The sequence below is a fragment of the Methylobacterium sp. P1-11 genome (genome assembly GCF_008329595.1).
Lineage (GTDB): Bacteria > Pseudomonadota > Alphaproteobacteria > Rhizobiales > Beijerinckiaceae > Methylobacterium.
In genome coordinates, this window is sequence record NZ_NPKS01000024.1 from 13,296 (window position 1) to 37,697 (window position 24,402).

General features: G+C 68.3%; 15 protein-coding genes. 4 read left to right on the forward strand and 11 right to left on the reverse strand.

The genetic code is table 11. The annotated features are described in order from the left end of the window. Positions 1 to 118 precede the first annotated feature (118 nt). The 6 genes from oxc to CIW48_RS22120 form a co-directional block, all read right to left on the reverse strand. Positions 119 to 1,864: an oxalyl-CoA decarboxylase gene (gene oxc / locus CIW48_RS22095; protein ID WP_149312679.1), complete on the reverse strand. Its 1,746-nt coding sequence runs from the start codon at positions 1,862 to 1,864 to the stop codon at positions 119 to 121. A gap of 251 nt (positions 1,865 to 2,115) precedes the next feature. Continuing rightward, positions 2,116 to 3,402, reverse strand: coding sequence for an oxalate/formate MFS antiporter (oxlT, locus tag CIW48_RS22100; protein WP_149312680.1), 1,287 nt, complete (start codon positions 3,400 to 3,402; stop codon positions 2,116 to 2,118). A gap of 134 nt (positions 3,403 to 3,536) precedes the next feature. Further along, positions 3,537 to 5,342: a hypothetical protein gene (locus CIW48_RS22105; RefSeq protein WP_149312681.1), complete on the reverse strand. Its 1,806-nt coding sequence runs from the start codon at positions 5,340 to 5,342 to the stop codon at positions 3,537 to 3,539. Between the two features lie 110 nt (positions 5,343 to 5,452). After that, on the reverse strand, positions 5,453 to 6,541 hold the full coding sequence (locus tag CIW48_RS22110; RefSeq protein WP_149312682.1) for a branched-chain amino acid aminotransferase: 1,089 nt from the start codon (positions 6,539 to 6,541) through the stop codon (positions 5,453 to 5,455). 91 nt (positions 6,542 to 6,632) lie between these two features. Next, complete coding sequence (locus tag CIW48_RS22115) at positions 6,633 to 8,393, reverse strand: ABC transporter ATP-binding protein (RefSeq protein WP_149312683.1); 1,761 nt, start codon at positions 8,391 to 8,393, stop codon at positions 6,633 to 6,635. Between the two features lie 89 nt (positions 8,394 to 8,482). Beyond that, entirely contained in the window at positions 8,483 to 9,010 is a 528-nt protein-coding gene (locus CIW48_RS22120) for a Spy/CpxP family protein refolding chaperone (RefSeq protein WP_149312684.1), read from the reverse strand. A 174-nt stretch (positions 9,011 to 9,184) separates the two neighbouring features. On the opposite strand from CIW48_RS22120, the gene CIW48_RS22125 reads away from it, so the two are divergent. From CIW48_RS22125 to CIW48_RS22140, 4 genes are all read left to right on the forward strand, one after another. Further along, positions 9,185 to 10,111, forward strand: a complete 927-nt coding sequence (locus CIW48_RS22125; protein ID WP_149312731.1) for a metal ABC transporter substrate-binding protein — start codon at positions 9,185 to 9,187, stop codon at positions 10,109 to 10,111. A 252-nt stretch (positions 10,112 to 10,363) separates the two neighbouring features. Beyond that, positions 10,364 to 12,112, forward strand: coding sequence for a heparinase II/III family protein (locus CIW48_RS22130; protein WP_149312685.1), 1,749 nt, complete (start codon positions 10,364 to 10,366; stop codon positions 12,110 to 12,112). Positions 12,113 to 12,185: 73 nt separating this feature from the next. Beyond that, positions 12,186 to 13,784, forward strand: a complete 1,599-nt coding sequence (gene purH / locus CIW48_RS22135; RefSeq protein WP_149312686.1) for a bifunctional phosphoribosylaminoimidazolecarboxamide formyltransferase/IMP cyclohydrolase — start codon at positions 12,186 to 12,188, stop codon at positions 13,782 to 13,784. 387 nt (positions 13,785 to 14,171) lie between these two features. Further along, complete coding sequence (locus CIW48_RS22140; protein ID WP_149312687.1) at positions 14,172 to 14,411, forward strand: hypothetical protein; 240 nt, start codon at positions 14,172 to 14,174, stop codon at positions 14,409 to 14,411. Positions 14,412 to 15,078: 667 nt separating this feature from the next. On the opposite strand, the gene CIW48_RS22145 is transcribed toward CIW48_RS22140, so the two are convergent. The 5 genes from CIW48_RS22145 to CIW48_RS22165 all read right to left on the reverse strand — a co-directional run bounded on the left by CIW48_RS22145 (position 15,079) and on the right by CIW48_RS22165 (position 24,144). Continuing rightward, on the reverse strand, positions 15,079 to 16,713 hold the full coding sequence (locus CIW48_RS22145) for an MFS transporter (RefSeq protein ID WP_149312732.1): 1,635 nt from the start codon (positions 16,711 to 16,713) through the stop codon (positions 15,079 to 15,081). Positions 16,714 to 17,008: 295 nt separating this feature from the next. Then, positions 17,009 to 18,691, reverse strand: coding sequence for a cation acetate symporter (locus CIW48_RS22150; protein ID WP_149312688.1), 1,683 nt, complete (start codon positions 18,689 to 18,691; stop codon positions 17,009 to 17,011). Continuing rightward, complete coding sequence (locus tag CIW48_RS22155) at positions 18,688 to 19,059, reverse strand: DUF485 domain-containing protein (protein WP_091786480.1); 372 nt, start codon at positions 19,057 to 19,059, stop codon at positions 18,688 to 18,690. Before CIW48_RS22155 ends, CIW48_RS22150 begins: the two co-directional genes overlap by 4 nt. Before the next feature lie 137 nt (positions 19,060 to 19,196). Then, the gene (gene acs, locus CIW48_RS22160; protein ID WP_149312689.1) at positions 19,197 to 21,143 is read right to left on the reverse strand and encodes an acetate--CoA ligase; all 1,947 of its coding nucleotides are present in this window, start codon (positions 21,141 to 21,143) and stop codon (positions 19,197 to 19,199) included. Between the two features lie 502 nt (positions 21,144 to 21,645). After that, a complete protein-coding gene (locus tag CIW48_RS22165; protein WP_246695365.1) occupies positions 21,646 to 24,144 on the reverse strand; it encodes a PAS domain-containing protein in 2,499 nt (832 codons plus the stop codon). Between the last annotated feature and the right edge of the window lie 258 nt (positions 24,145 to 24,402).

Sequence of the window (24,402 nt, forward strand, 5' to 3'; positions counted from 1 at the left end):
GACCATTGAGGTTCGCGGATCGTGGGGGCGCATCACAGTGCGTCCGCATCGAAACGGCCGGACCGCTGAGCGATCCGGCCGTCAAAGTATTCAGGTCAGGGGCTTTGGCCCGCCACGCTCACTTCTTCTTCTTGATGCCGCTCTGCGGGTTGAGGCTGCCGATGTTGCCGCTCTCGCTGCCGGCGGCCGGGTCAATGACGGCATTCACGAGCGCGGGGCGACCCGAATTCATCGCCTCGTTGACCGCGCGGGTCAGCTCGTCCGGCGTGGTCACATGGTAGCCGACGCCGCCGAAGGCCTCCATCATCCGGTCGTAGCGGGAATCCGGCACGAACACCGTCGTGGCCGGGTCGCGGCCGGTCGGATCGGTGTCGGTGCCGCGGTAGATACCGTTGTTGTTGAACACCACGATACAGACCGGCAGCCCGTACCGGCAGATCGTCTCCACTTCCATGCCGGAGAAGCCGAAGGCACTGTCGCCTTCCACACAGAGCACCGGCTTGCCGGTCTCGACCGCGGCCGCCACCGCGAAGCCCATCCCGATGCCCATGATGCCCCAGGTGCCGACGTCCAGGCGCTTGCGCGGCTGGTACATGTCGATGATGCCGCGGGCGAGGTCGAGGGTGTTGGCGCCCTCGTTGACCAGGATCGCGTCCGGCCGCTCCTTGACGATGGTGCGCAGCGCGCCGAGCGCGGCGTGGAAGGTCATGGGCGAGGCGTTGCTCATGAGCTTCGGCGCCATCTTGGCGATGTTCGCCTCGCGCTTCGTCTTGAGCGTCTCGATCCAGTCGGACGGGGGCTGCTGCCAGCCCTTGCCCATGCCGTCGAGCAGTGCCTGCACGCAGGAGGCGATGTCGCCGACCACCGGGGCTACGATCTCGACGTTCGAGTCCATCTCGCGGGGCTCGATGTCGATCTGGATGAACTTGGTCGAGCCCGGCTCGCCCCAGCTCTTGCCCTTGCCGTGCGACAGCAGCCAGTTCAGCCGGGCGCCGATCAGCAGCACCACGTCCGAGTCCTTCAGCGCCGTCGAGCGCGCCGCGCCGGCCGAGAGCGGGTGGGTGTCGGGCAGGAGGCCCTTGGCCATGCTCATCGGCACGTAGGGAATGCCGCTGGTCTCGACCAGCGAACGGATGGCGTCGTCGGCCTGCGCGTAGGCCGCGCCCTTGCCGAGGACGATCAGCGGCCGGCGGGCGGATTTCAGGACGTCGAGCGCGCGCGCGATCGCCTCGGGGGCGGGGAGCTGGGCGGGCGCCGGATCGATCACCTTGACCAGCGACTTCTGGCCGGCCTCGGCGTCCATCACCTGAGAGAACAGCTTGGCGGGCAGGTCGAGGTAGACGCCGCCCGGACGGCCCGAGCAGGCGGCGCGGATGGCGCGGGCGACGCCGATGCCGATGTCGGCCGCGTGCAGCACCCGGAAGGCCGCCTTGCACAGAGGCTTGGCGATGGCGAGCTGGTCCATCTCCTCGTAGTCGCCCTGCTGCAGGTCGACGATCTCGCGCTCGGACGAGCCCGAGATCAGGATCATCGGGAAGCAGTTGGTGGTGGCGTTGGCGAGCGCCGTCAGGCCGTTGAGGAAGCCCGGGGCCGACACGGTGAGGCAGATGCCCGGCTTCTGGGTCAGGAAGCCCGCGATCGCCGCGGCGTTGCCGGCATGCTGCTCGTGACGGAACGAGATCACCCGCATCCCCTCGGCCTGCGCCATGCGGCCGAGATCGGTGATCGGGATGCCCGGGACGCCGTAGATCGTCTCGATGCCGTTGAGCTTGAGCGCGTCGATCACGAGGTGGAAGCCGTCGGTCAGGTCCGGCTCTGCCTCGACCTCGGGTGTGGTGTGCACGATCTTGGCCAGGGCGGTCATGGCAGGGTCTCCGAAGGGTTGGTGTCGGTTGAGGTGGCGCTCGGCGCCGTCAGGCTCGAGGGATCTCCCATCCTCCGCCCTCATCCTGAGGTGCCCGCCTCGGCGGGCCTCGAAGGCGTTCTCCGGAGGCCTCTGCGATGTCCGGATCCCTCCTTCGAGGCCTCCGCTTCGCGTCGTCGCCGCAGGATGAGGGGGAGGAATGGGAGATCCGTGGGGTTGCGCGTCCGTCGCGTGGTCGTCGGGTCGGGCAGTCAGACCGCCCGGATCGGTTGTGTGGCCAGAGTCGCCGGGTGCTCAGCGGCGGCGAGATAGCGGGCCCGCATCGGGCGAAGCAGGAACATGGCCAGGGCTGCCGCCGTGACGTTGAGGACGATGATCAACGTGAACACGGCCGACCAGCCGTAGGCGGTGGAGATCAGGCTGGCGAAGGGCACGAGGAAGGCCGCGGTTCCCTTGGCGGTGTAGAGCAGACCGGCATTGCTGGCGGCGTATTTCGAGCCGAACGTGTCACCGCAGGTTGCCGGGAACAGCGAGTAGATCTCGCCGAACACCCCGAAATAGACCGCGGTTGCCAGCACGAAGACCATCGGATTGTGCCCGTAGGTCAGCAGCACGATCACCGCCAGAGCCGCCGTCGAGAAGGCGATGAACATCGTGTTCTCGCGGCCGATATGGTCGGAGACGAAGCCGAAGAACGGCCGTCCGAACCCGTCGAAGATGCGGTCCAGGGAGATCGCCAGCGTCAGCGCGGCCATCTGGAGGCCGAAGAGGCTCACCGGCACGCCGGCCACCTGGAAGTCGTGGGCGATCGGTGCGATCTGCGCCGCCGCCATCAGGCCGCCGGACGCGACCATCACGAACATGACGTACATGACCCAGAAGACGGGGGTGCGCACCGCCTCGCGGGGGCTGCGGTCGACCTTGGTCTGGGGCAGGCGGGTGCTCTTGCGCTGAATCGGCGTGCTCGTCGACGGCTTGCGCAGCAGGAAGGCGAGAGCCAGCACAACGGCGCCCTGGCCGATGCCGAAATACAGGAAGGCGTCCTGGTAGCCGCTGGAGGCGATCATCCGGGCGATCGGCACCACCGTAATGGCCGCGCCCGCGCCGAACCCGGCCGCCGTGGCGCCCGCGGCGAGACCGCGGCGATGCGGAAACCACTTCAGCGCGTTGCCCACGCAGGTGCCGTAGACGGAACCGGCGCCAATACCGGCGATCACGGCCCCCAGATACAGCAGGAACAGGCTGTCGGCGTAGGCATCGATCGTCCAGGCCAGGGCGATCATCACGCCGCCGAAGGCCACCACGATCTTCGGGCCGTAGCGGTCGACGAACCATGCCTCGACCGGCACCAGCCACGTTTCGGTGGCGACGAACAGCGTGAAGGCGAGCTGGATCGCCGCGCGCCCCCAATGGTAGCGCTGGTCGATCGGGTCGACGAACAATGTCCACCCGTATTGAAGGTTGGCGATCATGGCCATGCAGATCACGCCGAAGGCGAGCTGCCACCATTTCGCCGCCGGCGAATCCTGGCGTTCCATCCCTGAGCCTCTCTCGTAGGCGGCGCGGCCTTACTGTGGCGGCGTCTCTCGTCCACCGATGATCATGCACATCCGTTCCAGGTATGCAATATACCAGGGTGAGACGGACGAGATGAACTGTCAGGTCGGCGATATTATTCCGCTTGTTCAGCCTGGGGAATCGGGCCCCAGGCACCGAGCGTCGGCGCGTCAGCCGGGTTCAGCGTTTCATCGAGCGCGGGGATCGAGGCCGGATCAGCCGGAAAGCCGATGAGCGCGCAGGCGGCCACCCATTCCGGTCCCTCCTTTACCGCCGCCAGGGTGCTCGGATCCAGGGCCGTGATCCGTCCGCGCTCGAGGCGCAGGATGGCCCGGCCGGTCTCGGCCTGAACGAAGCGGACGATCGTCATTCGGCGCAGGCATTCGCGCAGGAAGGTGGTGTTGGCGGATGCCGAGAGGTCGGCGCCCTTGAAGACCGCCTCCGGGCTACGGGCGAAGATGTCGACCTTCCGGAAGCGGTCGATGTCGATCAGCCCCTTCACGTCGAGGATGTTGAGGATCCCGTCCGCCCAGAACGCGATGGTGCGCGGGCGCTCGCCGAGCTTCACGCTGTTGTCGAGGAACTCGCAGACCACCTGCTTGTCCCGAGCCAGCGCCCAGTTGAAGAACAGGCGCGGCATGCCGGTATAGGCCTCGACATTGTGGGCCAGCAGGTCCTCCACCGCCTTGTATCGGCCGAACAGCTCGCCCCGCTTCCACGCCCGCTCCACGGTGTCGGCCGGAGGCGTGACCATGAACTGCATGTAGACCCGGTCGCCGAACCGGGTGAGCAACTGGCCGCCGCCGTCGGAGCCTGCCTCGGCCTGGAAGCTGTCGAACCGGAAGCGGTCGATCAGCAGGTTCGAGATCCGCCGCTCCGCCGCCTTGCGGGTGACGTAGCGGTCGAGCTTCATGTCGATGATCTCGACCTCGTAACCCGTCAGCGTCCCGGCGTAGCGGGAGGCCGGTCCGAGGCTGTCGTAGTCGAGGAGATACTTGCGCCAGACATCGGGTGTGATCACCGCGAAGTCGGACCACGCCATACCGAGGCGCTTGGCGAGGCCGAGCTGGTAGGGGCGGATCGTGCTCTTGCCGGAGGCCGAGGCGCCTTTCACGTTCATCACCACAGGATGATCCTGCGGCGCCAGCCGGCGGTAGTTCTGCGCCTCCACCACCGCAGCGATCCAGGGCTCGATCTGCTCGCCGATGCGTCGGCTGCCATAGCCGTTCGAGACCAGCGTTCCCGCGATCGTCCGCAACAGGACAGGATCCCGGATGACGGCGTTCTGTCGCGCGATGAGGCCGGATATCACGGTGCGGAGGGCCTCGCAGGCGGCAATCTCCAAACCGTCGCCGGACGCGGCGGCCCGCCGTTGCCAGGATTCGAGGTGGTACAGGGCCCGGGTCGCGAGATCCTCGCGCGGCGCTTCGGCCACCGGAGGTCGGCGCCCGAGGATCCGATCGAGCCAGCGCGGCTCGGGCGGGGGCGGGGCCGGTGTATCCTCCAGAATGGCGGAGACTTCTCGGGCGAGCACCGCATCCGCCTCGGCGCGGATCCCGGCGAGGGCGGCCTCGACCTCGCCGAGACGAGGCTCGATCCCCTCGCGCAGGATCGTGGCGACGATGGCTCGGAAGTTCACGCCCAGATCGGCGTAGACCGCGCCCACCGGCACGGACAAGTCCGACATGACCCGGATCAGAACCTCGTGGACGACGAGGCGACCGGCCCGGAACCGGGTCAGCTGGCGGGCGGGCAGCCCGCAGAGGTCGCTCAGGTCCAGGGCGTCGCGGAGCGGCGTTTCGACATGGTCCGGCCGGTAGACGGTGACCAGAGGCAGGAAGGCGGAGGGCAGATCGGACCGGACGCCCGGGCTCCAGGGGCCGACAGGCGGGTCCGTGTGGTGGGCGGCCGCGACGGTCATGCGCGCCTCACCCTCCCCTGCAAAGGGGGAGGGAAGGCTCGCGGCAGGTTTCACGCCCGAGCCGGGGTGAACCGACAGCGTGCGCCGCCCGTGCAGGCGGATGAGAAATCCTAAAACACCTTCTGGAACCAGCCATGGGCATCGTTGGAGTTGCCCCGCTGGATGTCCACCAGCAGGCTTCGCAGCCGCTGGGCCACCGGCCCGGCCTTGCCGTTCCCGATGGTGAAGCTCTCTTCCCGGCCCTTCACGGTCCCGATCGGCGTGATCACCGCGGCGGTGCCGCAGGCGAAGGCCTCGGTCAGGCGGCCTTCCCGCACGTCGGTACGCCACGCGTCGATCGTGTAGGCTTCCTCCTTCACGGAGAGACCAGCCTCACGCGCCAGGGTAATCACCGAGTCGCGAGTGATGCCGGGCAGGATGCTGTCCGAGAGGGGCGGCGTCACCAGCGTGCCGTCCTCGAAGACGAAGAACACGTTCATGCCGCCGAGTTCCTCGATGTAGCGGCGCTCTACCGCGTCGAGGAACACAACCTGCTCGCAGCCCTGGGCTGCCGCTTCCGACTGCGCCGCGAGGCTGGCGGCGTAGTTGCCGCCGCACTTGGCCGCGCCCGTGCCGCCTGGCGCCGCGCGGGTGAAGTGCTCCGAGACCCACACGGTGACGGTCCCGGTCGGATCCTTGAAGTACGAGCCCACAGCCGAGGCGATCGTCACGAACAGGTATTCGGAGGCCGGCTTGACCCCGAGGAAGGCCTCGCTGGCGATCATGAACGGGCGGAGATAGAGGCTGCCGTCCGGCGTGTCAGGGATCCAGGCGCGGTCGATCTCGACGAGCCGCCGCATCGCCTCCACGAAGGCGTCCTCGGGGAAGGGCGCCATCGCCATGCGCTCGGCCGAGCGGCGGAAGCGGCGGGCGTTGGCGTCTGGCCGGAACAGCGCGGCGCCGCCATCGGCGGTCCGGTAGGCCTTCAGCCCCTCGAAGATCTCCTGCGCGTAGTGCAGCACCGCGGAGGCGGGATCGAGCGGAATCGCCTCGCGCGCCTGGATCCGCGCGTCGTGCCAGCCCCGGCCGGCCGAGTAGCGCGCCACCACCATGTGATCGGTGAACACCTTGCCGAAGCCAGGATTCGCCATCAGCGCGGCCCGCTCCTCGGCGGTCCGCGGCGCGGGATGACTTTGGATCTCGAACGTCAGGTCGCTCACGGTGTGGTCCTCATCGACTGAGGCCCTTATGGCGCGCTCCGGCGCGCGAATCTACGGAGCCGGCGCATGACGGCGTCGCCGCACATGCGAGTCACTCGACGGTCGCCGGCTCCGACAGCTGCAGCCGGTGCAGGCGCGCATAGGCGCCGCCGGCTGCGAGCAGGTCGTCGTGCCGTCCGACCTCGATCACGCGGCCCGCATCCATCACGGCGATCTGATCGGCGTCGCGTACGGTCGAGAGGCGGTGGGCGATCACCAGGGTGGTGCGGCCGCGCATCAGCCGGGTCAGCGCCTCCTGAACCAGACGCTCTGATTCAGAGTCGAGCGCCGAGGTCGCCTCGTCGAGGAGCAGGATCGGCGCGTCCTTGAGGAAGGCGCGGGCGAGGGCCACCCGCTGGCGCTCGCCGCCGGAAAGCCGGCCGCCGCCGGGCCCGACTCGGAACGCGTAGCCCTCCGGCAGCGCTGTCACGAAGCCGTGGGCTGCGGCGGCGGAGGCGGCCGCCTCGATCTCGGCGCGCGTCGCTCCCGGCCGGCCGAATCCGATATTGGCGGCAATCGTGTCGTCGAAGAGAACCACATCCTGCGAAACCACCGCCACGGCCGCGCGCAGCGACGCGAGGGTCACGCCACGCACGTCCCGCCCGTCGATGGTCACGGCGCCCTCGGTCACGTCGTAGAGCCGCGGCACGAGATTCAGCAGGGAGGACTTGCCGGAGCCCGAGCGCCCGACAAGTGCCGTGACGGAGCCCGGCGGAGCCGTGAGGTCAATCCCCTCCAGCGCCGGCGCGTCCGGCCGGTAGCGAAAATGGACGCCTGTGAAGCGGATCGCGCCGGCGGTGACCGTCAACGGCCGCGCATCCGGTGCCTCGCGGATCTCAGCCGCCTCGTCCATCACGTCGAAGTAGCGCCGCAGTGCGGCCGCCGCCTCCTGAAGGATGGCGTTGAGATTGCCAAGCGCCCGGGCCGGCTGGGCGGCGAGGAGCAGCGCCGCCACGTAGCCCGTGAAGTCGCCGACCGTCTTCTCTCCCGCGAGGACCCGCTGCCCGACCAGCACCAGCACGCCGGCCACCGCGATGCCGCCGCCGATCTCCAGCAACGGGTCGAGGCGGCCGCGGGCATTGGCTGCCTTCATCTTGAGGCGGCGCACCTCGTCGAGGGCTTCGGCGGCGCGGCCCTTCAGGTAGGTCTCCATCGCGTAGGTCTTGGCGACGCGGGCGCCCTGCAGGCTCTCGGAGATGAGGCTGGCGGTGGCGCCCATCTGCTCCTGCGTCGAGGTCGAGACCCGCCGGAGCTTCTTGCCGATCCGCCCGATCGGCCCCGCCACGAACGGCACCGTGATGCCGGCCACCAGGGTCAGCACCGGATCCATCCAGATCAGCGCCGCCACCAGCCCGACCAGCATGGCGATGTCGCGCAGGAGCACGGTCGAGATGCGGGTCAGCGCTTCCTTGATGAAGGCGAAGTCGGTGGTGAAGCGCTGGGTGAGGGCCGCCGGACTCTCGCGGCCGAGCTGGGCCAGATCCGAGTCGATCAGGTGGCCGAAGAGCGCCGCCTGCATGTCGGCCTCGACCCGGGTAACCACACGGTTGGTCAGCACCGTCTGGCCGTAGAGGGCGAAGCCGCGTGTGGCCGTGACCGCGATCACCACCAGCGGCCCGTACGCGATGGCCGCCGCGTCCTTGCGGTCGAAGGCGTCGAAGGCAGCCTTGATCAGAGCCGGGTAGAGCCCTGTCGAGGCGCCCACCAGCGCGATCAGCACCAGCACCACGGCCAGCGTCGCCCGGTGCGGGTAGAGCCAGGTGCGCCAGAGCCGGACGAGGAGGGGAGCCGTGTCGCCGGGAAGGCGCGCCATGAAACCTACCGGGTCGGATCAGGGGCGCCCTCGGGCAGGATCCGCGGCTGCGGTGTGCCGCTATCGCAGCTGCGGATCAAGGCTTTTGGTCAGCGGTCGTCGTCACGCGCATGCGGTCCGCGGTCGCCGTCCGGACCGTGATGCCAGCCGCCGTGACGATGCCCACCCATGGGTCGGGCGAGGATCATGGCGCGCCGCTTCTGGTCCTGGTCGAGGCTGGCGTAGAGCGGCTGCGACGCGTCGGCGAGCTTGCGCAGGGCCTCGCCGCGCGCGGTCGCCGCATCGGCCATCGCCCGCAGCGCCGCCGGGGCGTCGTCGCTGAATCTGGGGCGGTCGCGCAGCGCCTCGCGGCGCTGCGCGCGCAGCTTGGCCATGTCGCGGATCGCCGCTTCCACCGGCGGCCACAGCTTCTCCTGGTCGGGCGTGAGCTTAAGGCCGGCATGCAGGGCGGCGATGCGGGCATCCGTGAAGGCCGCCCGGTCCTCGGGGGTCAGCGCGCTCCAGCGTCCGTGGCCGCGGAAGCCCTCGGCCCCGTGGTCACGCGCAAGGGCCGCGCCGGCGAGTCCCAGCCCGAGGGCCCCGCTCACCAGGATGGCCGCCGTCATACGTCGCGACATAGGAATCTCCGTCTTACGCTCCGGACGCCGCGGCCCGCGACGGCGTCTTACACGGCGCATAGCGCGCCCGGCATGTATCCCGCTTGTGTATGTAACAATGTTACATTAGTGGCTGGCGCGACCAACATGCGGGCAGGTGGAGCGGTGCGAGGCGTGGCGAGAACATTCCGGATCATGGCGCTCGCGATCCTGTCCGTGTGGGTCGGGTTTGCTGGTCCCGCTTCGGCCGCGGCGACCGCGGCAGTCCGGGCGGTGGCGACCTTCTCGATCCTGGGCGACCTCGTTCGGCAGGTCGGCGGATCTCACGTCGCAGTGGCTTCTCTGGTCGGACCCGATTCCGACGCCCACGGTTTCAGCCCGTCCCCGGCCGATGCGCGCAAGCTCGTCGAAGCCGACATCGTCTTCGTCAACGGCCTTGGGCTGGAGGGCTGGCTCGACCGATTGATCCGCGCCTCCGGCACCCGCGCACCGGTGGTCATCGCCTCCGCGGGGGTGAAGCCGATCTCCGCGCAGGACGAACACGCCCATGGGGACGGGCCAGGGGAGCGCGACCCCGGACACGGCGATCACGCCGTGGATCCCCATGCCTGGCAGGATGTCGCCAACGTGCGGATCTACGTGGCGAACATCCGGGACGGGCTGGCCAAGGTCGACCCGGCCCATGCCGAAGCCTATCGGGAGGCCGCGTCCGGGTACCTCGCCAAGCTCGACATGCTGGAGCGCGACGTCCGGGCGGCGATCGCCCGCATTCCGCCGGAGCGGCGGCGGATCATCACGACCCACGACGCCTTCGGCTACTTCGCGGCGGCCTACGGCCTGCGCTTCATCGCACCGCAGGGCGTCTCCACCGACAGTGAGGCGAGCCCACGGGACGTGGCGACGATCATCCGCCAGATCCGCAAGGAGCGCGTCCCGGCGGTCTTCCTCGAGAACATCAGCGATCCGCGCCAGATGGAGCAGATCGCCCGCGAGGGCGGCGCCCGCATCGGCGGCAGGGTCTATTCCGACGCGCTGTCGGCGCCGGACGGCCCGGCTGCAACCTATCTCGATCTGATGCGGTCGAACCTGCAGGCGTTCGACGCCGCGCTGATGCCAGGCTAGAGCCACGCTCGATCGCGTCGAGACGGCAGCTGTCCCGTCCTCCGACTGGTTGAGGACCGCTCTGGCTCTTGCCGCACGGCGGTGACGGTCCGGTGTCTCGCCGTGGCTCGCCTTCACGGCGTCGGACATGACATAGCGTAAACCGCCGGTTAAGAGGCCCCCTCTAGCCTTACGGAACGGGTGCCAGCCGATCCTCGTACGCGAGGGCTCAAGGCCTTGGGGCCTTGTGAGATCGCGTAGCTCGGAGATCGCGTGGCTTGGGGGCCTGACCGTTGGCGCTTCTATCGGCTCGTCGCGCGCGAGGCCGCACGTGCCGTCCGCGCCGCCGGTGCCAGCGTCACCGCCTCGCCCGACATCCTCGCCCGAATGCGGGTCGCCGGATTGGTGATCGCGCCCCAGGATCTTCGGACCTCCGACGCGACCTTCGCGGACGACATCTATGCCGGGTTGTTCGTCTTCGCCGGTCGGTCCCTCACGGCGAGCGGCGGCTCGCCTTTCGACTACGCTGCGCCCTCGCCGGAATGGGCCGACGAACTCTACGGCTTCGGCTGGCTGCGCCATCTGCGCGCGGCCGACACCGCGCTGGCCCGGGCCAACGCTCGCGCCTTCGTGGCCGACTTCATCGCCGGCCGGGGCGACGCGGCGCTCGCCCGGCAGACGCCGGTGGCGGCCCGGCGGCTGATCTCGTTCCTGTGCCAGTCGCCCCTCGTGCTGGAGGGCGCCGATCACGGTTTCTACCAGAACTTCCTCAAGGCGATCGGCCGTAACGCGCAGCAACTCGAGCGCGACCTGAGGCGGGGCGTGCCACCGCAATGGCGCCTGAACGCCGCCGTGGCGCTCTGCTACGCGGGCCTGTGCTGCGACGGTATCCAGCCGATCCTGCGACGGGCCACCCGCATCCTGACGCGGGAACTCGACCGGCAGATCCTGACCGATGGCGGCCATCGCTCCCGCGATCCGCGCTTCGCCATGGAACTGCTCCTCGACCTGCTGCCCCTGCGCCAGAGCTATCTCAGCCGCAGCGTCGAGCCGCCGCTCGCGCTCCTCAGGGCCGTCGATCGAATGCTGCCGCTGCTGCGGCTCCTGCGCCACCCGGACGCCTCGCTCAGCCACTTCAACGGCATGGGCGCCACGGATGCGGACCATCTCGCGACCCTGCTGGTCTACGACGGCGCGCTCGCCCGGCCGCTGATGCACGCGCCGAATTCGGGCTACGAGCGCCTGGAAGGGGGGCGGGTCGTGATCGTGGCCGATGTCGGCGCGAGCCCGCCGCTGCCGTACTCGGTCAATGCCGGGGCGGGCTGCCTCGCCTTCGAGATGTCGAGCGGACCCCAGCGCATCGTCGTCAATTGCGGCCTGCCGGCGAGTGGCGCGGATCTGCGCCTCCTCGCCCGCTCGACGCCGGCCCACTCCACGGCTTCGGTCGCCCACGCCTCGTCCTGCCGGTTCCTCACCCGGACCGGTTGGTGGGGCGAGCGGCTCCTGGCCGACTGGCTGATCCGCCGGCGCGGGTCGGTCGTGCTGAGCGGCCCGTCGGCCGTGGCCGCCGAGCGGGCCGAAGAGGCCGACAGCGTCGTCCTCGCGGCCCGGCACGATGGCTACGGCCCCGATTTCGGCATCGTGCACGAGCGCCGCTGGCAGCTGTTCCACGTGGCGGCGCGCCTGGAGGGCCGCGACGCCTTCCTGCGCCAGGGCAAGGGGCTGAGCCGGGGACGGCGGTTGCGCCCGCAGGATGTGGCGATCCGCTTCCACCTTCATCCCGGCATCGCGGTGCGCAGCATTCCGGAGGGACTGGAACTCGCCTCGGCGCTCGGCGAGGTCTGGGTGTTCAGCGCCGAGAACGCCGAGATCGCCATTGAGGAGAGCGTCTACTTCTCGGGGCTGACCGGGCCGCGCCGCACCGATCAGATCGTGCTGCATCTGCGCGTCTCCGAGGACGTCGAGGTCCGCTGGAGCTTCGAGCGGCACGCCTCCGCGCCGCTCCGCGGCGTGGTCCCCTGAGGGGGCCGGCTGGCCCGGCTGGCCGATTCCGTGCTACCCGCGCCGGACCATCTTGAACTTTCGGCTCGAAGCTATGGCGCACGATCAGGTGCGGGTCTCCCGCGCGCTCCTCTCGGTCTCGGACAAGACCGGCCTCGTCGACTTCGCCCGGGCGCTCCACGCCCGCGGCGTCGCGCTGGTCTCGACCGGGGGCACCCATCGCGCCCTGAAGGAGGCCGGCCTGCCGGTTACCGAAGTCGCCGATCTCACGGGCTTCCCGGAGATGATGGATGGCCGGGTCAAGACGCTGCATCCGGCTGTCCATGGCGGCCTGCTCGCCATCCGTGACAACCCGGAGCACCAAGCCGCGCTCGCCGCCCACGGGATCGGCGCCATCGACCTCCTGGTGGTCAACCTGTATCCGTTCGAGGCCACGATCGCGGCCGACCGGTCGGATGCCGACTGCATCGAGAACATCGATGTCGGCGGCCCGGCCATGATCCGCGCGGCAGCCAAGAATCATGCGGATGTCGCCGTCGTCACCGACGTGTCGGACTATGCCGGCGTGCTGGCCGCGCTGGAGGCGCATGACGGGGCGCTCGGCGCCGATCTGCGCCGGAGCCTCGCGCAGAAGGCGTTCGCCCGCACCGCGGCCTACGATGCCGCCATCGCCAACTGGATGGCCGGTCGCTTCGGCGCGGATGAGCCCGCGCGGTTCCGCGCCTTCGGCGGCGCCCTGGGGCAGGGACTCCGCTACGGCGAGAATCCCCATCAGGCGGCCGCCTTCTACCGCGCGCCCGGCAAGGTCCGGTCGGGCGTGGCCACCGCCCGTCAGCTCCAGGGGAAGGAGCTGTCCTACAACAATTTCAACGACACGGATGCCGCCTACGAATGCGTGGCCGAGTTCGATCCGGCGCGCACCGCGGCGGTGGCGATCATCAAGCATGCCAATCCCTGTGGCGTCTCGGAGGGGGGCACCCTGCTCGAAGCCTATGAGCGGGCACTGAGCTGCGATCCGACCTCGGCCTTCGGCGGCATCGTTGCCCTGAACCGCACCCTCGATGCCGAGGCGGCCCGCAGGATCGTCGAGATCTTCACCGAGGTGATCATCGCCCCCGACGCCACGCCGGAGGCGGCGGCCATCGTCGCCGGCAAGAAGAACCTGCGTCTCTTGCTGGCCGGCGGCCTGCCGGATCCGCGGGCGCCCGGCGAAACCGTGCGGACGCTCGCCGGCGGTCTGCTGGTCCAGAGCCGGGATGCGGCGGTCGTCGACGACATGCCGCTCACGGTGGTGACCAAGCGCGCGCCGAGCGAGGCAGAGCTGGCCGATCTCCGGTTCGCCTATCGTGTGGCCAAGCACGTAAAGTCGAATGCCATCGTGTACGCCAAGGCCGGCGCCACGGTCGGGATCGGTGCGGGCCAGATGTCGCGCGTGGATTCTTCGCGCATCGCCGCCTGGAAGGCCGCCGAGGGCGCGAAGCGCCTCGGGCTCTCCGAAAGCCTGGCTGTCGGCTCCGTGGTGGCGTCGGACGCGTTCTTTCCATTCGCGGACGGGCTGATGGCGGCGGCCGAGGCCGGGGCAACAGCGGTCATTCAGCCCGGCGGCTCCATGCGCGATGCGGACGTCATCGCGGCGGCCGATGCGGCCGGCCTCGCCATGGTCCTGACCGGGCACCGTCACTTCCGGCATTGATCCGGCCGAGCCGGATCTCTGGCTCGCCATGACCGCGTCGTACATCCGTGCGGCGCGATCGCCGGAGCGTGGCTTCGTGTCGACCCGCTCCGTTAACGATCCGCAAAGATCGGAGTGCCCCGATCGGTTCTTCTGCCTGATTGGCTGCCCAGTCCAGCATTGCTGTGCGCAAGCATGATTCGGTCCGAAGCTCGGCAATGAATTTCTGTCGTCGCCGAATGCTGTTTTTTGAGCATTATTGCAGATGGGATATTCCCGTCTTCGCAAATATGCGCGGCATCTACCGCGCGGGTTGAAATTCTCTCGGCCGCGCGCCATCATGACGAAGATATGCACCGGAAGCTCGTGTGAAGGACTTCCTGGAACAAATCCGGGTCGGGTGACGAGATGGTGGTCGCAGCGCTGTTGTTTTTCTTGGGATGGCTGATCGGCCGGTCCTATTCGGTGATCGTCATCACCGTGACCTCATCCGTCGTCATGTTTGCCGCGATGACGATCTTCATGTCCGTATACGGCCTCGATCTGCTGCATGTACTGATCATGCTGGGATACTTGACCGCGCATCAGGCCGGATATCTGCTCGGCGCCTACCTCCACGGCTATCCAGAGAGTGACCGGGGACGCTGATCGGCATCACCACCACCAAACCAACCGGCCGGCAACCGTGTTGATCACGGGCCACATCCCCAGCGCTACGAGCGACCAGATAATTACAAGTAGAAGTGGTGGCTTCGTGCCGGGCCGGCGGCGCAGATGTGCCAAGACGTCGTTCACGTTCGAGTTCCCAGTGGGGCCGGGAGGAGGGAAGTTTGATACGGAGTTCTACCGCTTAGGGTTCCGCCCACCCGATTGTCGTCAGATTAAAGTTTGTACAGGTTCCTTGGATCAGTGTGTCCATTTGTAGTTCTGGATCGAGATTAGAATATACTCGAAGTTGTAATAAATCACCGCTTACAATGCCCTTCAACCGGAACAAGATAATCAGAGTAACGGTGCATTCTGGTAGGGCGGCGTTTCGGCTTAAGGTCGATACTTTCCACCTCTGTATAGGGTCCTGCGAAATGCAATCCGTGACGAACCGCACGGATCGCTATTTCGCTGCGGCGTTGCAGGCTCGACACAAGCGGCCGGGTTGTCGCTGTGCGACGCGCGTGATCGCGTCTCGCTCAGGGGCGCATTCCGAGTGCCCGGTGGCGCGCAAGGGCGCGCGTCGGCAATCCAGACAGAAACGCCCAGGCAGCGTGGGCTGCCTGGGCGCCGATGGTACGGGTTCAGTCCGAGCGGCTTGGGCCGGTCAGGTATCCGCGAAGATGTCGCGATCCTTGGTCTCCGGTACGAACAGCACGCCGATGATCACCGTCGCGACGGCGATGACGATCGGGTACCAGAGGCCAAAATAGATGTCGCCGGTCTGCGCCACCATGGCGAAGGCGGTGGCGGGCAGCAGGCCGCCGAACCAGCCGTTGCCAATATGGTAGGGCAGCGACATCGAAGTGTAGCGGATCCGGGTTGGGAACAGCTCGACCAGCATGGCGGCGATCGGGCCGTAAACCATCGTGACGAAGAGCACGAGGATGAACAAGAGGCCGATCACCTGCGCGACCTGCGGTCGGAAGATGTCGAACGGGTTCGACATCTTGACGATCTCGGGGTCGCCGGCCTTCGGGTAGCCCGCGGCCTGGAGCGCGGTGGTCGTGGCCTTGTTGGCCTCGACGTTGCCGCCCTGCGGGTACGGGATCTCGGTGTCGTTCACCCGGATCGTCGTGGGCTGACCGGCCGCGCCGGGGACGGTCGTGTAGCGCACCGACGACTTCGACAGGAAGTCGCGGGCGAGGTCGCAGGGGGCGGCGAACACCCGGGTTCCGACCGGGTTGAACAGCGTCCCGCAGGCGGCCGGATCGGCCGTCACCGTCACCTTCACGCTCTCGATTGCCGCCTCGAGCTTCGGATTGGCGGTCGAGGTGATCCCCTTGAAGATCGGGAAGAATGTCGCCGCCGCGATCGCGCAGCCCGCCAGGATGATGACCTTGCGGCCGATCTTGTCGGACAGCCAGCCGAAGACCACGAAGAAGCCGGTGCCCAGGAGCAGCGACCACGCGATCAGCAGGTTGGCGGTATAGCCATCGACCTTGAGGATCGATTGCAGGAAGAACAGCGCGTAGAACTGGCCCGTGTACCAGACCACGCCCTGACCGGCGACGAGGCCGAACAGCGCGATGACCGCGAACTTCGCGTTCCGCCACTCGCCGAAGGCCTCCGTGAGCGGCGCCTTGGACGTCTTGCCCTCGTCCTTCATCTTCTTGAAGGCCGGGGATTCGGAGAGCTGGAGGCGGATCCAGACCGAGATGCCGAGGAGCAGCACCGACACCAGAAACGGGATGCGCCAACCCCACTCGGCGAAGGCAGCCTCGCCGGTGAAGGTCCGGGTCGCGAGGATCACGAGGAGCGACAGGAACAGGCCCAGTGTCGCGGTGGTCTGGATCCAGCTCGTGTAGAAGCCGCGCCGGCCGTTGGGGGCGTGCTCGGCCACGTAGGTCGCTGCGCCGCCGTACTCGCCGCCGAGAGCAAGGCCCTGGGCGAGGCGCAGGACGATCAGGATGATCGGCGCCGCGATGCCGATGGTGGCCGCGTTGGGCAGGATGCCGACGATGAAGGTCGACAGACCCATGATCAGAATTGTGATCAGGAAGGTGTATTTGCGCCCGACGAGGTCACCGATGCGGCCAAAGACCAAGGCGCCGAATGGACGGACGATGAAGCCGGCCGCGAAGGCGAGCAAAGCGAAGATGTCGCGCGTGGCCGGCGGGTAAGCCGAGAAGAACTGCGCGCCGATGATCGCCGCCAGCGAACCGTAGAGATAGAAGTCGTACCACTCGAACACAGTGCCGAGCGAGGACGCGAAGATCACCCGCTTCTCGGCCGACGTCATCGGCCTCGCGGCGTCTCCGGCCCGCGGGATCGCGGTTGCCACAGCCATGAAACAGGTCCTCCCAGACGCTTATGGGCGGCCCGACAGCGGGATCGCCCCTTCACCAGCCCGTTCCCCGAGCGGCTCTGCGCGAAGCGCAGATCACCTATGCGTTATCGCAAGGGCGCGGGCGGTCAACCGGTAAAGCGATCGTGATGAGCCTCATCAACACGGGCGCATACTGACTTGTCACCGGAACGACAGAGGGCGCGGCTCTCGCCGCGCCCTCCGCCGATCCGGTGTTGCGGTGTTGGGATCAGTGCGCGTGCGCGCCCGCTGCCCCGATCCCGGTTTCGGAGCGCACATACTGCGCCTCGAAGGCCGCCCGCTCGCGCTGGGCCCGGCGGGACTTGTCCATCGTGGACACGACCCAGATCGTCGCGAAGGCCAGCGGCATCGAGAACAGCGCCGGGTTGTCGTAGGGGAAAAGCGGCGCCGGGTTGCCCAGCGTCGACACCCAGACGGCCTTCGACAGCACCACCATGATGACCGCCGTCAGAAGGCCGACGAGGCCGCCGGCCAGCGCACCCCAGGTTGTGGTACCGCGCCACAGGATCGACATGGCGAGGACCGGGAAGTTGCAGCTCGCCGCCACCGCAAAGGCGAGGCCCACCATGAAGGCGACGTTCTGGTTCTCGAACACGTAGCCGAGATAGATCGCCACGATGCCGATCACCACCGCCGAGAGCTTCGACAGGTTGACCTCATGCTTCTCGGTGGTGCGCCCACGGGCGATCACCTGGGCGTAGAGGTCGTGGCTGATGGCCGAGGCGCCCGCGAGCGTCAGGCCGGCCACCACTGCCAGGATCGTGGCGAAGGCCACCGCCGAAATGAACCCGAGGAAGTACGGGCCGCCCACCGCGTTGGCGAGGTTCACCGCCACCATGTTGGTGCCGCCGATCATGTCCTTCAGCTTGTCGAAGGTGCCGGCCGCGCCGAGCTTGAAGTAGCTCGGATCCGACATCAGCAGGGCGATGCCGCCGAAGCCGATGATGAAGGTCAGGATGTAGAAGTAGCCGATCAGGCCGGTGGCGTAGAACACCGACTTGCGCGCAGCCTGCGCATCCGAGACCGTGAAGAACCGCATCAGGATGTGCGGCAGGCCGGCGGTGCCGAACATCAGGCCGACGCCGAGCGAGATCGCTTCCACCGGGTTCGATACGAGGCCGCCCGGCGCCATGATGGCGTCGCCCTTCGGATGGACCTGCACGGCGTTGGCGAACAAAGCCTCCGGGTTGAAGCCGTACTTCAGCAGCACCGCGCCGGCCATGAAGGTCGCGCCGCCCAAGAGCAGGCAGGCCTTGATCACCTGCACCCAGGTGGTCGCCTTCATGCCGCCGAAGGCGACGTAGACAATCATCAGGACGCCGACGATGATCACCGCGTAGAGGTAGGGCAGTCCGAACAGGAGCTGGATCAGCTTCCCCGCGCCGACCATCTGGGCGATCAGGTAGAAGGCCACCACCACCAGGGTGCCCACCGCCGAGATGATGCGGATCGCGGTCTGGTCGAGGCGGAAGCTCGCCACGTCGGCGAAGGTGAACTTGCCGAGGTTGCGCAGGCGCTCGGCGATCAGGAACAGCACGATCGGCCAGCCGACCAGGAAGCCCGTCGAGTAGATCAGGCCGTCGAAGCCGGAGGTGTAGACGAGCCCCGAGATGCCGAGGAACGAGGCCGCCGACATGTAGTCGCCGGCGATCGCCAGCGCGTTCGTTCCGGCCGAGATGCCGCCGCCCGCCGCGTAGAAGTCGGCGGCCGACTTGGTGCCCTTGGCCGCCTTGTAGGTGATGCCCAGCGTCAGCAGCACGAAGAACAGGAACATCAGGATGGCCGGCCAGTTCGTGGCCGATTGCGTGACGGCGCCGAGATCCGGGCCGGCGGCGTAGGCCGCGCCCGCCGCAATCGTGGCGAGCGTCAGACCGAGGAGGAGGCGGTTCATCGGGCGACGCTCCGCTTGAGGGCGTCGCTCAGCGCGTCGAAGCGCGTATTGGCGCGGGCCACGTAGATGCCGGTGAGCGCGAAGGCGAACAGGATCACGAACACGCCCGCAAACAGTCCCAGGGAGGCGGTGCCACCGACCTTCACGGCAAGCAGCGACTTGTCGAAAGCGATGAGGCCGATGAAGCCGAAATAGACGACGAGCATCAGGATCGTCAGGATCCAGGCGAACCGGGTGCGCTCGCCGACGAGATGCTGGAATTCGGGGGTCCGGACAATCCGCTCGACCTGCGGATCGACGTCCGTTCCGGGTGGGCGTGTTCCCGGGGGCGCCGTGCGCCCTCGAAGGCCGACTGTCGTGCCGCTCATGGCTGTTCCTCCCGCGAGGGCATGCTCTCGGCCCCCCGGTTCGTCGCGATGAAATTCGTGGTTCTTGTTGGAGGCGGGCGCCCCCCTTGGTGCCCGCCTCGGTCCGGACCTGCGCCGCCGCGGCGGCGCAGGTGCGATCACGGTCGGTTCTGCCGGTTCTCGATCAGGTCGTCGACCACGGCCGGCTCGGCCAGCGTCGAGGTGTCACCGAGCGATCCGAAATCGTCCTCGGCGATCTTGCGCAGGATCCGGCGCATGATCTTACCCGAACGGGTCTTGGGCAGGCCCGGGGCGAACTGGATCAGGTCGGGGGAGGCGATCGGCCCGATGTCCTTGCGAACCCAGGTCACGAGCTCCTTGCGCAGGGCGTCGTCGCCCTCCTCGCCGTCGTTGAGGGTGACGTAGGCGTAGATGCCCTGGCCCTTCACGTTGTGCGGGTAGCCCACCACCGCCGCCTCGGCGACCTTCGGGTGCGCGACCAGCGACGACTCGACCTCGGCGGTGCCCATGCGGTGGCCCGAGACGTTGATGACGTCGTCGACCCGGCCGGTGATCCAGTAATAGCCGTCGGCATCACGCCGGGCGCCGTCGCCGGTGAAGTACTTGCCCGGATAGGTCGAGAAGTAGGTCTGCTCGAAGCGCTCGTGATCGCCGTAGACCGTGCGCATCTGGCCCGGCCAGGAATCCGCGATGCACAGGTTGCCTTCGCAGGGGCCTTGCAGGACCTTGCCCTCGGCGTCGACCATCTCGGGCTTCACGCCGAAGAACGGCCGGGTCGCCGAGCCGGGCTTGAGCGCGGTCGCGCCCGGCAGCGGCGTGATCAGGATGCCGCCGGTTTCGGTCTGCCACCACGTGTCAACGATCGAGCAGCGCTGATCGCCGACCACGTTGTAGTACCACTCCCAGGCTTCCGGATTGATCGGCTCGCCGACCGAGCCCAGCACGCGCAGCGAAGCCCGCGAGGTCTTCTTCACCGGGCCTTCGCCGCCGCCCATCAGGGAACGGATGGCAGTCGGCGCCGTGTAGAAAATGTTGACCTTGTGCTTGTCGATCACCTCCCAAAAGCGGGAGGTCGACGGGTAGGTCGGGATGCCCTCGAACATCAGCGTCGTGGCGCCGTTCGCGAGCGGCCCGTACACGATGTAGCTGTGGCCGGTGACCCAGCCGACATCGGCCGTGCACCAGTACACGTCGCCCTCGCGGTAATCGAAGACGTACTCGTGCGTCATCGACGCGTAGACGAGGTAGCCACCCGTGGTGTGCACCACGCCCTTCGGCTGACCGGTCGAGCCCGAGGTGTAGAGGATGAAGAGCGGATGCTCAGACTCCACCGCCACGGCAGGGCACTCGTCCGTCACCTGCTCGGCGGCCTCGTCGTAGTAGACGTCGCGGCCCGCCTCCATGGCGACGCTGCCGCCCGTGCGGCGCACGACGATCACGTGGTCGACGAGATCGGCGTCGAGCCGCTTGATCGCCTCGTCGACATTGGCCTTCAGCGGAACCTTGCGGCCACCGCGCAGGCCCTCGTCGGCGGTGATCACGACCTTCGAGCCGCAGCCCTGAATGCGGGAGGCCAGCGAGTCGGGCGAGAAGCCGCCGAACACGATGGCGTGGATCGCCCCAAGCCGCGCGCAGGCGAGCATCGCGTAGGCGGCCTCCGGAATCATCGGCATGTAGAGCGTGACCCGATCGCCTTTGCCGACACCCCGGTTGCGCAGGACGTTGGCCATCCGGCAGACCTGCGCGTGCAGCTCCCGGTAGCTGATAAGCTTGGACTCGTCGGGGTTGTCGCCCTCCCAGATGATCGCGGTCTGATCGCCGCGGGTCTCCAGATGGCGGTCGATGCAGTTATGAGCGACGTTGGTCGTGCCGTCCTCGAACCACTTGATCGAGACCTTCCCGGGCTCGAAGCTCGTGTTCTTCACCGTGGAGAACGGCTTCATCCAGTCGATGCGCTTGCCGTGCTCGGCCCAGAACGCTGTGGGATCGGCGACCGAAGCCGCGTACATCTCCCGGTACTTGGCATCGTCAACATGCGCGCCCTCGCGCCACGCGGACTGCACCTCAATCAGCTTGCCTTCCATGGCGTTCCATCCCTGTTTTGGTGCCCGATCGTATCGCGGTCTCCGCCGCGCAGCCAGGACTTCCAAAGTAACGTAGCCGACAATCTACGATGACGATATCATCGCAGTTTTGTGCGCGCCTGTGCAGCTCAATTCCCATGAATAGATTGGGCGCAATGTAAGAGCTGATTGAGGCTTCGATGCTGCGCTGTCAAGCGCGGCTGGCCGCGCGACCTGTCACCCGCAGCCCTCTGTTTCCGCCTCCTGCGACTATCGCCGCCCCGGGGCGCGCACCTCGGCCGGGCCGGCTGAGCGTTGCGCACCGGGCACGGTTATCGGCCGCTCCGAAATCTGTCCGAAGCCTGTTCCGTCTCGGCACATCGCGGCCAGTTCGCCCTGTCCTCTTGGGCTCGCCTGCGGCGCCCCAGAACGACGGAGCGGCTCACCGGGTGCATCGACGCGCCGACGCTTTGTCCGATGCGTCAGGCCGGAGGCGGCACGCGGCCGTGAACGGTCAGGAACCCTAACCATTCGCCGCACGTCGCGTGGGCATGATGATCTCCACGAGCGTGCCGTCTTCCGGACGTGCCGAGAACTGGAGGCGTCCGCCGTTGGCCTCCACCAGTGCCCGCGGCAGCGCAAGCCCCTCCTCGACCTCCCCCTTCGGAGCTTCCACCCGCGGGACATGCCCTGCACCGGTATCGCGCACCCTCAGGGCGATCGCCGCCCGCTCGGCCGAACCGGTCGACACGATGATCTGGCTGCCGGCCGCCGAGCGCCGGATCGCATTCTCGATCACGAGGCTCGCCGCACGACTGACGGAGCGCTCGTCGGCCTCCAGGTCGCCGATGTCGGTGGAAAAACTCGTCCGCATGACGATGCGGCCCCGCGCCGCCTCGCCCTGGAGCCGGGCGACGCAATCCGCGACGACGTCGTTGAGGTCGAGGGCCTGCGGTTCCAGGCGCAGAGCCCCGGCCTCGACGGCTGCGAGGTCCAGAAGCTTGCCGACACGCTCCAGCATCATCTCGCCCGAGGCTTTGATTTCGGCGAGGCAACCCCGGTAGCGCGCGTCGCCGAGCGGGCCGAACGGCTCCTTCAACATCGCTGCGGCGAGATCGATCATCCCGGAAAGGGGTTCACGGATGGTGGTGTCGAGTCGTCCGAGGGCACCGCCCCGACCCGGTCCATGTGCCGGGCTGTCGACTGCGCTCGGCGCAACGGCCTCGCGGTCGATGCGCGCGAGCAGGGCCACGTGTCGACCTTGAGCTTGAGCCGCCGCCACGGTGAGCGACACGGGTTCGCCGGCAAGGAGGACGGTGCGCTGCCGGGGAGGCGCGCCGCGAAGGCCGTCGGCGACAGTCAGGACGCTCTGGCGATCGAACAGGCTGACGAAACTGCTGCCGACAATCTCGCGCGGATCGCAGCCGAACAGGCCGGCCGCGGCACGGTTGAGGGCGACGATGCGACCGGCCCCGTCGACGGTGACGACCCCGGTCTCCAGCGCGTCCAGGGCCGCCTCGGCGCTGACCGTCCGCTCGATCTGGGCCGCTCGGGCGAGACGTTCGGCGGTGAGCGCATCCACGACGTCGGCCTCGTCGACAGGCCGGATGACCAGACAGGTGGCGGGCATGCCTGCCCAAGCGGAGGCGCTCGCGAGGAGTTCCACCGGCCGCGCGGCGCCATCGGCTGTCGTGACGGTCGTTCGGCGTGTCGGCGCAGCGAGTGCCTCCGTGGGTGTGACACCCGGAAGCAAGCGGGAAAGTCCAGTTCGCGCGAGGCTCGGCAGGTCGGGGAGGCCGGTCAAGTCAAGCAAGGCCCGGTTCGCGGCCACGATCGTGCCGTCGCGATGGAGGAGCACGGGCAGCGGCAGACCGGCGAGGAGTTCAGAATCCGGAAGCGGCACAGCCTGGGATTCCGAATCGGCGCTTGCCGCGGCAGTCTCCGCCGCCGCATCGTCGGGTTCCGCCGGTACCTCTGCCGGATTGGTCTGCGGGGTGGGGAACGGCATCACCGCGCCACCCTCGACCTTCGGCGTTCCGGATCCGGATTCGGCCTCGTCGCCGGCGTAGCGAGCGCCCAGCGCCCGGGCGATTTCGCGGAATGCGGCATGCTCGTCGTTCGACAGCGGAGCCGCGACGGGTTCCGGATCGACGGCGGCCTGCATATCGGCCTCGACCGACATCGGCGAGACGGTAGCGTGCGCGGCATCCGCGCGTGCCCCCGTGGCCGCCTCCGGCGCCGGCTCTGCCGGCGCGAGCGGAACGCTGGTGTTGGCCGGCATACTCCGGATCAGGCCGAAACCGGCGAATGCCGCGTCGCCCCGTCCCAGCGGGGCACCGGACAGATCGACTCGGAATGGCCCGGTGCCGCCATTGAGCAATGCCGGTTCGCCGCGGAAGGTGCGCCCTTCGTGCAGGGCTGCCAGCACGGCGTCTGCGCCGGACAGGCGCCCGCTCGCGGCCAGATCCTGCCAGCGCTGGCCCACGAGCCCCACGAGAGCCTCCGGCCCGGTGAGGGTGGTCAGGACCCCCGTGGCATCGATCCGCCACAGAAAGCGATCATCGCGCCGGAGAGGCGCTGCGGGCGCCAATCGCGGTGGCACGCGCTCCGCCGGAGGAAGCTCCGCGTGGCGAACAGGGCGGGAGCGGGCGGTCGCCACCGGCCCCGTCGCAATAACCAAGATCGCAGGCCGGCCGTCGGCCTGTTCGCCGCGAGCCAGCCAGCACAGCACGGGCGGCGCGATCCGACGGAGACCCAGACGCAGGCGTGCGAGGCGGGGCGTGGCGTCGCCCGCCGCAGCCGTCACAATCTGGTGGATCAGGTGGCCGAGGGAGGGGCCGGCCAGCGCCTCGGCGAAAGGGGCTGCCGCCTCGGACGCGTACAGGATCCGACCCGCTGACGGATCGACCACAAGATGCAGAGAGTCGGGCGCGCCCAGCGCGGCGGACAGCGCCGGCTGCCGCTCCCAAGTCGCGAAGGCAGCCGCAAGCCCGGGTTGGGTTGCACTGGCCGTCGGTGTCACTGTCGTCTCCAAAGCCGGCGACCTCGAACCCACACGCAAACCTGTACGCTCCCCGAGCCCGCTCTGCCCGAGAAACGCTGGCGACCGAAGCCCTATTGTAAACTCCCACGCGTCGCGGCGCTGGACTCTCGGTGCAACCGTCACACGTTTACGTTATGTCAACCTTAACGCCATGGGCGCGGGTGGCATATGGCGGCGAATCAGTTATTGTGCACCGCACAAAGCGCCATCCACAGGCTAATCAAGAGAGGAGACGAA